This is a genomic window from Hominisplanchenecus sp. (genome assembly GCF_046967715.1).
Classification (GTDB): Bacteria; Bacillota; Clostridia; order Lachnospirales; family Lachnospiraceae; genus Hominisplanchenecus; species Hominisplanchenecus faecis.
On sequence record NZ_JBKVNQ010000078.1, the window covers coordinates 1 to 9,843 of the forward strand.

At 43.1% G+C, this 9,843-nt stretch carries 11 protein-coding genes; 7 read left to right on the plus strand and 4 right to left on the minus strand.

Translation table 11 applies throughout. From position 1 onward, the window contains the following. The first annotated feature begins 479 nt into the window (after positions 1 to 479). Positions 480 to 1,877 (plus strand): leucine-rich repeat domain-containing protein, encoded by a 1,398-nt coding sequence (locus ACLTL4_RS10165; RefSeq protein ID WP_412291419.1) that lies wholly within the window; start codon positions 480 to 482, stop codon positions 1,875 to 1,877. A 125-nt stretch (positions 1,878 to 2,002) separates the two neighbouring features. Here ACLTL4_RS10165 and ACLTL4_RS10170 read toward each other — a convergent pair whose 3' ends face one another. Together ACLTL4_RS10170 and ACLTL4_RS10175 are read right to left on the minus strand one after the other, a co-directional pair. Continuing rightward, complete coding sequence (locus ACLTL4_RS10170; protein ID WP_412320493.1) at positions 2,003 to 2,140, minus strand: hypothetical protein; 138 nt, start codon at positions 2,138 to 2,140, stop codon at positions 2,003 to 2,005. A 26-nt stretch (positions 2,141 to 2,166) separates the two neighbouring features. Further along, entirely contained in the window at positions 2,167 to 2,373 is a 207-nt protein-coding gene (locus ACLTL4_RS10175) for a hypothetical protein (protein WP_173898000.1), read from the minus strand. Between the two features lie 479 nt (positions 2,374 to 2,852). Between ACLTL4_RS10175 and ACLTL4_RS10180 the strand changes: the two genes are divergently transcribed. Further along, on the plus strand, positions 2,853 to 3,017 hold the full coding sequence (locus tag ACLTL4_RS10180; protein WP_173897998.1) for a hypothetical protein: 165 nt from the start codon (positions 2,853 to 2,855) through the stop codon (positions 3,015 to 3,017). Beyond that, positions 2,978 to 3,256: a hypothetical protein gene (locus ACLTL4_RS10185; protein ID WP_173897996.1), complete on the plus strand. Its 279-nt coding sequence runs from the start codon at positions 2,978 to 2,980 to the stop codon at positions 3,254 to 3,256. Before ACLTL4_RS10180 ends, ACLTL4_RS10185 begins: the two co-directional genes overlap by 40 nt. Positions 3,257 to 3,560: 304 nt before the next feature. Here ACLTL4_RS10185 and ACLTL4_RS10190 read toward each other — a convergent pair whose 3' ends face one another. Beyond that, positions 3,561 to 4,436, minus strand: coding sequence for a YitT family protein (locus ACLTL4_RS10190; protein WP_173897994.1), 876 nt, complete (start codon positions 4,434 to 4,436; stop codon positions 3,561 to 3,563). A 204-nt stretch (positions 4,437 to 4,640) separates the two neighbouring features. Here ACLTL4_RS10190 and ACLTL4_RS10195 point away from each other — a divergent pair, with 204 nt between their 5' ends. Further along, on the plus strand, positions 4,641 to 5,630 hold the full coding sequence (locus ACLTL4_RS10195; RefSeq protein ID WP_173897992.1) for a guanosine polyphosphate pyrophosphohydrolase: 990 nt from the start codon (positions 4,641 to 4,643) through the stop codon (positions 5,628 to 5,630). 6 nt (positions 5,631 to 5,636) lie between these two features. Here ACLTL4_RS10195 and ACLTL4_RS10200 read toward each other — a convergent pair whose 3' ends face one another. After that, positions 5,637 to 6,515, minus strand: coding sequence for a LysR family transcriptional regulator (locus ACLTL4_RS10200; protein ID WP_173897985.1), 879 nt, complete (start codon positions 6,513 to 6,515; stop codon positions 5,637 to 5,639). 306 nt (positions 6,516 to 6,821) lie between these two features. Between ACLTL4_RS10200 and ACLTL4_RS10205 the strand changes: the two genes are divergently transcribed. The 3 genes from ACLTL4_RS10205 to ttdB all read left to right on the plus strand — a co-directional run bounded on the left by ACLTL4_RS10205 (position 6,822) and on the right by ttdB (position 9,694). Then, on the plus strand, positions 6,822 to 8,087 hold the full coding sequence (locus ACLTL4_RS10205) for an SLC13 family permease (protein ID WP_173897983.1): 1,266 nt from the start codon (positions 6,822 to 6,824) through the stop codon (positions 8,085 to 8,087). Between the two features lie 81 nt (positions 8,088 to 8,168). Further along, positions 8,169 to 9,068 (plus strand): L(+)-tartrate dehydratase subunit alpha, encoded by a 900-nt coding sequence (gene ttdA, locus ACLTL4_RS10210; RefSeq protein ID WP_022119109.1) that lies wholly within the window; start codon positions 8,169 to 8,171, stop codon positions 9,066 to 9,068. Beyond that, the gene (gene ttdB / locus ACLTL4_RS10215) at positions 9,068 to 9,694 is read left to right on the plus strand and encodes a L(+)-tartrate dehydratase subunit beta (protein WP_022119108.1); all 627 of its coding nucleotides are present in this window, start codon (positions 9,068 to 9,070) and stop codon (positions 9,692 to 9,694) included. Before ttdA ends, ttdB begins: the two co-directional genes overlap by 1 nt. The last annotated feature ends 149 nt before the right edge of the window (positions 9,695 to 9,843 follow it).

Consider the following 9,843-nt stretch of genomic DNA (forward strand, 5'->3'; position numbering starts at 1 on the left):
ATATCGCAGAGGTAAAGAGAGATTTAGGCTTGCCAATGTATGATGCTCCTAATGTGGTAGAAGAATTGAAACAGCCGAGGAATGGTCCTATGTCAAGATTTAGACCTTTTGACCCTGGCATCATACTATTATAAAAGTGTGGAAAGCCTTATTTTCCTTATATTTTTTAGAAAAAACACATAAAAGAAAAACGAAAGAAAGCTTGACTTGTCTGCAGGTGAAATATATACTAAAACAGATTTATCTAAAAAGGGGATACGCATCTCGTGGAGAAGAAGTTTCACCCGAACGTGTGCTGTCATGTATCGAAGATACATGATAAAAGCTAAAATACTTTCAGTATCATATAAAAAGAGATCAGGAGGGACCAAATGAAAAAGAGACACGTACAAAAAATGTTGACAATGGCATTGACTGCAGCAGTGATCTGCAGTTCAGTACCGGTATCTGCGGAGACCGTTTCGGAGAATGAAACAGCCGTGACTGTAGATACAGCAGCAGAACAGGAAACGGCAGAAAAGCCGGAGCTGGAAGCAGATCAGGCAGAAACGGAAGATACAAAGGTTGAGGATGGAAAAGAAGGATATCTGTCCTATTGCATTTATCAGAAACCGGATGAAACAAAATATGTGGAAATAACAAGGTGTGATTATAATGCAAAGGGAGCTGTAGAAATACCCACGAAAATTAAGGATATTAAAGTAACGAGCATAGGGAATGAAGTATTTTTTGGCTGTAGCGAGTTAACCAGCATAGAAATCCCGTCGAGTGTAACGAGCATAGGGAATTTTGCATTTTCTGGCTGTAGCGGGTTAACCGGCATAGAGATCCCGTCGAGTGTAACGAGCATAAGGGATCAAGCATTTTCTAGCTGTAGCGGGTTAACCGGCATAGAGATCCCATCGAGTGTAACGAAGATAGGGGAAGCTGCATTTTCTGGCTGTAGCGGGTTAACAAGTATAAACGTAGAAGCTGGCAATGAGGTCTATGACAGCAGAGATAACTGTAATGCCATTATAAAAAAAGCGACGAATACTCTTATACAGGGCTGTAAAAACACAAAAATCCCGTCGAGTGTAACGAGCATAGGGTATTATGCATTTTATGACTGCAGCGGGTTAACCGGTATAGAGATCCCGTCGAGTGTAACGAGCATAGGGGATCTTGCATTTTGGTTCTGTAGCGGATTAAAAGATGTATATTATACAGGCACACAGGAACAGTGGAATGCAATCAGCTTTGGTAGTGGCGGTGATGTATTAAATGTTTTCGGAGCTTATGATGAAGACTTGCGTCAAAATATCTCAATTCCTTTTACCTTGCACTGTAACTATTCACGACCGAAACCAGATGTGCCTGCGGCTGGAACATCTCTGAAAGAGAAAACAGGCAGGGAATTTAAGGTGACAGAATCAGATGGTTCTGAAAGTAAGCCATCAGTAACGCTTACAAAGCTGTCTGCCAAGGAGAAAAAGGCAAAGAAGGTTACAATTCCCAAAACCGTTACAATTAACAATGTGAAGTATCAGGTGACAGGCATTGCGGCAAAAACATTTAAGAACAGTAAGAAGCTGCAGACAGTTGTAATTCCTGACACGGTTACAGAGATCGGAACCGGCAGTTTTGAAGGCTGCAAAAAGTTAAAGAGCGTAACGATTGGAAAGAATGTAACCTCTATCGGAAAGAATGCCTTTAAGAATTGCAAGAACCTCAAGAAGATTACTGTGAAGAGTACAAAATTAAAGAAAGTCGGAAAAGGTGCTCTCACAGGCATCAACAGAAAATGCGTTATTAAAGTACCGAAGAAACAACTGAAGTCTTACAAGCGTCTGTTCAAAGGAAAGGGGCAGAAGAAATCTGTGAAGATCAAAAAATAGACGATAGAAGAATCCGAAAGAAATTACGAAAAAACCGGGTTTGTCAAGTTTTTTGTGTAAGTTTTAAGAAAAAATTTTATGGGGAGGGGAACCTCCCCATTGTTAGAGTTTTATACTTTTACAAATTAACTCGTCAAAGCATCCTTGACAAGCATCTCCATTTCATCGTTTAAAGCTCTGGATTCCTGTACCAGGGCATAGTCCAGACAGGTATCGGAGTTGTATTCTTTGATGGTCTGGGCAAGTTTCCGGAGAGCAGCCATTGCCCGTTCCGGTTCCTGCAATTCTGTCAATAAGGCAGCATAATTGTTGATTTGGGGAATGCTGTTATTGGTATAAAGCAGTCGGTAACGGCAATATTTTCATTGTCTTTCAAAAGTTGCTTCATCTCCAGGATAATCTCTTTCATACCTTTCTTGTACTGGTATTTCTCCATATATGGGAAGACATCCTCCAGAAACAGCAGGTACTTGGTCAGATTATCTTTTTCTATCATCCGCAAGATATTCCCGACTGTCTGAAACAGTTTTTTATAATAGCTGATGTCTGTTCTATGCATCAGACAAATTTTTTGCAGAGAATCGAGCAAAGTATGGCAGCCCGGAATATTTCAGGATCAGATGCACATTTTGTCAACAGTAATCGTTGTATAGCACAGAAGAGGCAGGAAATTGAAATAATTCTTACAAAGCTTTTTGTATGCATTAAAAAAGGTTGATGTTTCACCGGAAGAAGTAGTAATAGATCACCATTGACGAACATATTCGGTGAAGATATACTATAATTAGGATTTTTATAGACAAAATCAGATTTTAGATTGGAAAAGCTAAAACAGTAAAAGTCATGAGGGAGGAGACAGGGGTATGCAATATCGATTGTCGGAAAAAGAAAAGCAGATCGTGTCTCCGGTCAAAAAGGACTGAACCCGAAGACAAAGCTTAGTGGCAAAATATCTGGAAAAAGAAAGGAGAACAAATGAAAATTCGAGATCTGAAGGCAGTGATCGTTGATGATGCAGCTGTAAAATCGATACATATAAAAAGAGCTTTACAGTTCTGTGGTGTGGAAAATATTGTGATGTTTGACCATCAGGAGGCCTTATGGGAATATCTGGAGACAAGCGAAGCGGATCTGATCTGATTGTTACAGACATGCACTATCCACTGGCGAAAGGAGAAAAGGAAAATGAAGAGGCAGGATTTATTCTGCTGGAAAAGATGAAACAAAGAGAGCATCCGATACCGGTGATCATCTGTTCCTCGCAGAATTATCGCTCGCCGGATGCACTGGGGACGGTATGGTACAATAAGCTCAGAGATATTGAGTTTGATTTTAAAGAAATTTTGGAAAATACCAACTGGGATCAGTTTCAGAGCTGAAAAAGCAGGAGGTTCTGGAATATCTTACGGAGTTTGAACGCAGAGAAGCATTCCCCCCGCTTCAAGTGTGCAGAGCACTAAGCGGTGGGTGAGGGGGGATGCTTATGTCAGTGGGAGTTGAAAGCTCCCACTGACAGGTCGCGAAGCGACTGCGTTCATGAGCAAGTAGCGAAGCGGATTGTGAATGTCCACTTTACCTGTATCAGGAAGTATCGGTAAATGGAAAAGAATATCTTCTGGTGCAGGGAGGACTTAATATTATGAAGAATTCTACTCTCAGGCGAATATGCCAAAATAAGGGAACTCAGATGTAATTGGAAAATCCCTTTCCGATGATCTCACTGCTTTTGGTAACGGTAATAAAAGCAGTGGGTTCATTTTTTTTGATAAAACGCTGCAGCAGAATTGCCTGATTGACATCGACAACGGTCAAAATAACGGTTCTCTGTGTATGAGAGTAGGCTCCCTCGGCATGATAAGTGGTTGCAGTGTGACCGAGTTCTCCTGTAATAAAATCACAAATCGGTTCTGGATAATCACATACAATAGTAAAGAACTTGTTCAGCTTCATGCGTTCGATCACTTTGTCGATGACCAGTGTCTTTGCCATCAGCCCAAGGATGGAACAAAGTCCGGTCAGAGTGTCAAAAACGAAGAATGCCATAACTACAATGAGCAGGTCGCAGAGCAGCAAAGCGGTGGAAATGTTCATCGTGGAGTACTTTTTGATGATCATGGCGATGATGTCTGTCCCGCCTCCGGAGGCGTTCTCGAAAAAGAGCAGGGCAGCTGCGATTGCCGGCAGCAAGATCGCAAAGCAAAGCTCCAGCGAAATCTGATCGGTCAGCGGTCCTGACATCGGGAAAAGATGCTCAAAAACATTTAATAGTACCGAAGAGAGAACGGTGACGTAGGCTGTTTTCAGTCCGAAGTTTCTTCCAAGAAAAGCGAAACCGACCACCAAAAGAATCAGGTTGATGACCAGGTTGATTACAGAGGCAGTAAAGGGAAGAAATTTTGCAAAAACAACAGCCATTCCGGATACTCCGCCGAAAGAAAAATTATTTGGAAATTTAAAAACATAGATGCCGATATCCATAATGAGTACGGCAACGGTAATAATAAAGTATTCTTTTAAAGTACGGGAAACGGAAGATGTGTTTTCCTTATTTTGTTCCATAGAAATCCTCCTCATTTGTATGAATCCAGATATGCAGCACCTTATTATACGCCCTGTTCTTCTTCCTGACAAGCGAATTTCTTTGACCGGATGAAAAAATTCTGTTAGAATAAAATTAAAATGCCAAAGCACATTACCAGACACCAGAAGATGCCTGTGAATTGCTTCGTTACAAAGTAACTTTTTAACATTCAGGAGAAACAAATGATTACTTTAAATGACTATTTATATTCCGGAGATACGATCTTCCGTATTCTGCAGCAGTATACCGATGCACTGCGAAAAGAGGCAAGAAAAAGTCACAATGAGATTGACATGGCACACAGCAATTTTCTGATTCTGATTAAGGGACTGCTGGAGCACAATGATTTCCTGACTGCTCAGTCACAGCAAATCCGGGAATTTTATAAATATATGGCAAAACAGTATCCGTACCTTGCTTTTACTTTTAAAGGAAGGATCAAATCGCTGATCCGTGCAGAAGAAAAATTCAACGGTTATATTGTCTCTTATATTTATGACTACTATACAAAATACGGTAAGTACCCGTCAGTGAACAAGCTTAAGAGCCGCCTGAGCTGTTTTCGTGATTTTATCGCATACCGCATCGTGATCTGTATGCCGAAATGTCACCTGAAACAGGGAGAAGATCTGGAAACGGAGGAGCTGAAGTGCCTCTATGAGATCGCCAATGCTCTGCCGGGATTTCTTGAAGAGCGTGGCTTTGATGCAGAAGATGCAAAAGGAGTCAAACTGAGCACTTCCTCACTCTTAAATGACGATGTAAAGCCGTATTATCGCGATTATGTATGCAACAAAAGCCACAATGGATATCAGTCCCTTCATATTACATTTTACGACAACAGTTCCAGAAGCTATATGGAACTGCAGCTGCGTACCAAGCGGATGGATGATATTGCCGAGATCGGACCGGCGAACCATCTGGAATACGAAAAACGCCAAGAAAAGGAACGTATCCAGCGAGACACGATCCCGAAAGGTGAATGCATTTATTTTGACGAAGCATATGAAAGAGGCATGAAGCTTCTGAATCTGGATCTGACAAAAATAGACGTTAATATGTTCACGGCGATGAGCAAGAGCCTGATCAACGATGGCTGCGGACTGTATCATGGCAGACTGATTCTGCCGTATGAGCACCTGTCACGTTTCCAGAATGATCTGATCGATTAAAAGACATCAGGAATCTTTTACCTGTGTTCCGGCAAAAGAAAGAAAAGCCTCAACGCTGTTGTTTAAATATTTGCCCTTTTTCCATACAAGTCCAATATCCTGATAAATCAGCGGGACGACCGGGATCTTTACGAGATTGCGGTCGTTTTTTAATAGAGAAGAATAAAGAAAAGCACCGCCGAGATTATTAAGGACGAAGGAACGGATCGTGTAAAGCTGACTGGCATAAAGCAGGATATTTGGCTTCAGACCGGCATTTTCGAACAGGGCCAGCAGTGTTTTGTTCAGCACAGAATCGGTATTGTAAAGGATCAGAGGTTCTTCTTTCAGCATTTCAACCGTCACTTCTTTTTCTTTTGCAAGAGGATGTTCTTTTGATACGCAAAAGACAATGTGATCTTGCTGCATCCGCAGGGTATTCATCTTATCAATATTGTAAAAATGCATATTGACCAGTGCCAGATCCAGCACCTCTTCCTGAACCAGGTCGGCGGCACGCATGGAGCCGTATTCGGACAAAATGACCGGAATATCCGGATATTCTCTGCGAAAGAAAAGAAGCAGATCCGGAAAAAATATAGTGCTGAGCAGAGGCGGGATCCCGATGCGAAGGGACGGTTTCTGTTTTCCGAGATCATAAAGTTCGGATGTGGTCTGGCGGAACTGTGTAAGCAAATGATTTGCCTTCTGATAAAAAATCTCCCCTTCTTTTGTCAGGGACATATGATTTTTTGATCGGATAAAAAGATTGATGGAGTATTCTTTCTCCAGTTCTTTGATCGCGTTGGATATGGCAGGCTGGGTGACATAAAGCTTCTGGGCGGCCTGTGTGATGCTGTGGTACTGACAGACGGCACAGAAATATTCTAACTGTATCATTTTCATTTGACAGCAATCCTTTCTTGATATTCTGGATATATTGGATGCACAAAAAAATATGCACATCTTTTCAGGCAGTATTCGGACATAATTCACAAAAACAACCCCTATTTTATAGGCTATTATAGCATATTTTTTAAACGAGTTGACGAAAAATCCGGTTTTTTATAAATATTTTTTATGCGTGCATTTATTTTCGTAAATGTACAGCGAAAAATACAAGTGCTATACTGGCACCATCAAAGAAAACCACCGGTGGTAAAGCGAAAACAGCAAAACAAAAAGCAAAACAGAAAATTGGGGGTAATACAAATGAGTGCAACAACGATCACATTATTGTTCCTCCTGTTTGCGGTAATCATGTTTGTACTGGAAAAAATACCGCTGGGGGTAACATCGATGATCGTCTGTATCGGGCTGGTTGTAACAGGAGTCCTGGATATCAAAACAGCCTTTGCGGGCTTCATCGACAGCAATGTCATTTTATTTGTGGCAATGTTTATTGTAGGAGGTGCCCTGTTTGAGACAGGGATGGCGAACAAGATCGGCGGGATCGTAACAAAATTTGCGAAGACAGAACGGATGCTGATCGTAGCCATTATGGTCATCGTCGGATTTATGAGCGGTGTGCTTTCCAATACCGGAACAGCAGCGGTGCTGATCCCGGTTGTCATCGGGATTGCTGCCAGATCCGGATACAAAAGATCACGCCTTCTGATGCCGCTGGTCTTTGCAGCGGCGATGGGCGGCAACCTTTCTCTGATCGGGGCACCGGGCAATCTGATCGCCCAGAGTGCACTGGAAGAGATCAACATGGAATTCGGATTTTTTGAGTATGCGATCGTCGGACTTCCGATCCTGATCATCGGCATCCTGTTCTATGCAACCATTGGTTACCGTCTGCTTCCGGATCATGATGTGACAGAGGAGAGAGGGTTTGATACCGCCAAAGATTTCAGTGACGTTCCGGCATGGAAACAGTGGTTATCACTGATCGTACTGGTACTTACACTGCTGGCGATGATCTTCGAGAAGAAGATCGGCATCAAGCTTTCCATTTCCGGATGTATCGGGGCACTGATCCTGATTCTGACGGGTGTCATTTCTGAAAAAGAAGCATTGAAATCCATTGATCTGAAAACGATCTTCCTGTTTGGAGGAACGCTTTCGCTGGCATCTGCACTGGCAGAGACCGGAGCGGGTGAAACGATCGCCAACACGGTGATCGGGGCACTGGGAAGTCATCCGTCGCCATACATACTGACATTTGTTGTATTTATTCTCTGCTGTGTGATGACAAATTTCATGTCAAACACGGCGACAACGGCACTGATGGTTACAATCTGTCTTTCCATTGCGGAAGGAATGGGGGCGGACCCGAGAGCAGTACTGATGGCATGTGTGATCGGCGGTTCCTGTGCTTATGCCACACCGATCGGCATGCCGGCAAATACCATGGTCGTAGGAGCAGGCGGATATCGCTTTATGGATTATGTAAAAGCAGGATTCCCACTGATCATAATTGCAACGATCATCAGCATGATTATTTTACCGATTGCATTTCCGTTTTTCCCATAAGGAAGATCAGCAGGATGTGCAAAATCATTTTAAGGCTACAGGAAATTTAAAATATAAAATCTGACCACAGGAGGCAAAAAGATGAGCAAAAAAGAACAAGTAGAGCAGCTGACACAGTATATGGCAAACTTTGTTGCCTATATCGGAAAAATGCTGCCGGATGACATTATCGCAAAGCTGGATGAGCTTGCAGAAAAAGAGGACAGCCCTCTCTCAAAAGTGATCTATCAGACAATGAAAAAAAATCAGAACCTGGCAAAAGAACTGAACAGACCAAGCTGCCAGGATACGGGAGTACTGCAGTTCTGGGTGAAATGCGGAACAAACTTTCCGCTGATCGGAGAGCTTGAGGCACTTTTAAAAGAAGCCGTAGTGCGTGCAACGTTTGAAGCACCGCTTCGCCACAACAGCGTAGAGACGTTTGATGAGTACAATACCGGAAAAAATGTCGGAAAAGGAACACCGACAGTCTTCTGGGACATCGTTCCGGACAGTGACAAATGTGAAATTTATACTTACATGGCAGGCGGCGGCTGTACGCTTCCGGGAAAAGCCATGGTACTGATGCCGGGAGCCGGATACGAAGGTGTGACAAAATTTGTGATGGATGTAATGACTTCCTATGGTTTAAATGCATGTCCGCCGCTTCTGGTCGGTGTCGGTGTGGCAACGTCTGTGGAAACCGCAGCTCTGCTTTCCAAGAAAGCACTGATGCGTCCGCTTGGCAGCCACAATGAGAACGAACGTGCCGCTTATATGGAAAAACTGCTGGAAGACGGCATCAATGCGATCGGTCTCGGACCACAGGGTATGGGCGGAAATTACTCCGTTATGGGCGTACATATCGAGAATACAGCAAGACATCCGTCCACGATCGGTGTTGCCGTCAACGTAGGATGCTGGTCACACAGACGCGGTCATATTATTTTTGATAAAGATCTGAACTATACAATCACAACACATTCGGGGGTGACATTATAATGCTGGAAATGAAAGATGGAAAAAAGATTCTGACAACACCGATATCTGCAGAAGATCTTAAGGATATCCATATCGGAGATATTGTATATCTCAATGGAAGCATGACAACTTGCCGTGACGTGGCACACAGACGACTGGTAGAAGAAGGAAGAGAACTTCCGGTTGACGTAAGAGATGCGGCGATCTTCCACGCAGGTCCGATCATCCGTCCGTTGGAGAACGATAAATTCGAGATGGTGTCCGTAGGACCGACTACCAGTATGCGAATGGAAAAATTCGAAAAAGAATTTGTGGAACAGACCGGTGTCAAAGTGATCATCGGCAAAGGTGGCATGGGACCGAACACGGAATATGCCTGCAAGAATTTCAAAGCGATCCACTGCGTATTCCCGGCCGGAAATGCAGTAGTAGCGGCCATGGAAGTAGAAGAGATCGTCGATGCACAGTGGCGTGACCTTGGTATGCCGGAAACTCTGTGGCACTGCCGTGTAAAAGAATTTGGCCCGCTGATCGTATCGATCGATACCGAAGGACGCAACCTGTTTGAGGAAAACAAAGTGCTGTTCAACGAAAGAAAAGACAAAGCGATCGAAGAGATCTGCAAACACGTCGGCTTCATCAAATAAAATAACAGAGGACGGAAATCCCCTGCAAAGAGTTTACTGCCATGCTCTTTACAGGGGATCTTTTTGTGTCTTTTGTGATATCTGTTTTTTTCAGAGGACAAACCGGATCAGACGGGTTCTGTCGAGTACAAAGATCGAGGCATCCATAA

Coding starts and splice junctions, on each gene's coding strand:
- ACLTL4_RS10185 (WP_173897996.1), top strand. CDS start 2,978: ATGGGAATATCTGGAGACAAGCGAAGCGGATCTGATCTGATTGTTACA.
- ACLTL4_RS10190 (WP_173897994.1), bottom strand. CDS start 4,436: ATGGAACAAAATAAGGAAAACACATCTTCCGTTTCCCGTACTTTAAAA.
- ACLTL4_RS10175 (WP_173898000.1), bottom strand. CDS start 2,373: ATGATAGAAAAAGATAATCTGACCAAGTACCTGCTGTTTCTGGAGGAT.
- ACLTL4_RS10170 (WP_412320493.1), bottom strand. CDS start 2,140: ATGGCTGCTCTCCGGAAACTTGCCCAGACCATCAAAGAATACAACTCC.
- ACLTL4_RS10200 (WP_173897985.1), bottom strand. CDS start 6,515: ATGAAAATGATACAGTTAGAATATTTCTGTGCCGTCTGTCAGTACCAC.
- ttdB (WP_022119108.1), top strand. CDS start 9,068: ATGCTGGAAATGAAAGATGGAAAAAAGATTCTGACAACACCGATATCT.
- ACLTL4_RS10205 (WP_173897983.1), top strand. CDS start 6,822: ATGAGTGCAACAACGATCACATTATTGTTCCTCCTGTTTGCGGTAATC.
- ACLTL4_RS10180 (WP_173897998.1), top strand. CDS start 2,853: ATGAAAATTCGAGATCTGAAGGCAGTGATCGTTGATGATGCAGCTGTA.
- ttdA (WP_022119109.1), top strand. CDS start 8,169: ATGAGCAAAAAAGAACAAGTAGAGCAGCTGACACAGTATATGGCAAAC.
- ACLTL4_RS10195 (WP_173897992.1), top strand. CDS start 4,641: ATGATTACTTTAAATGACTATTTATATTCCGGAGATACGATCTTCCGT.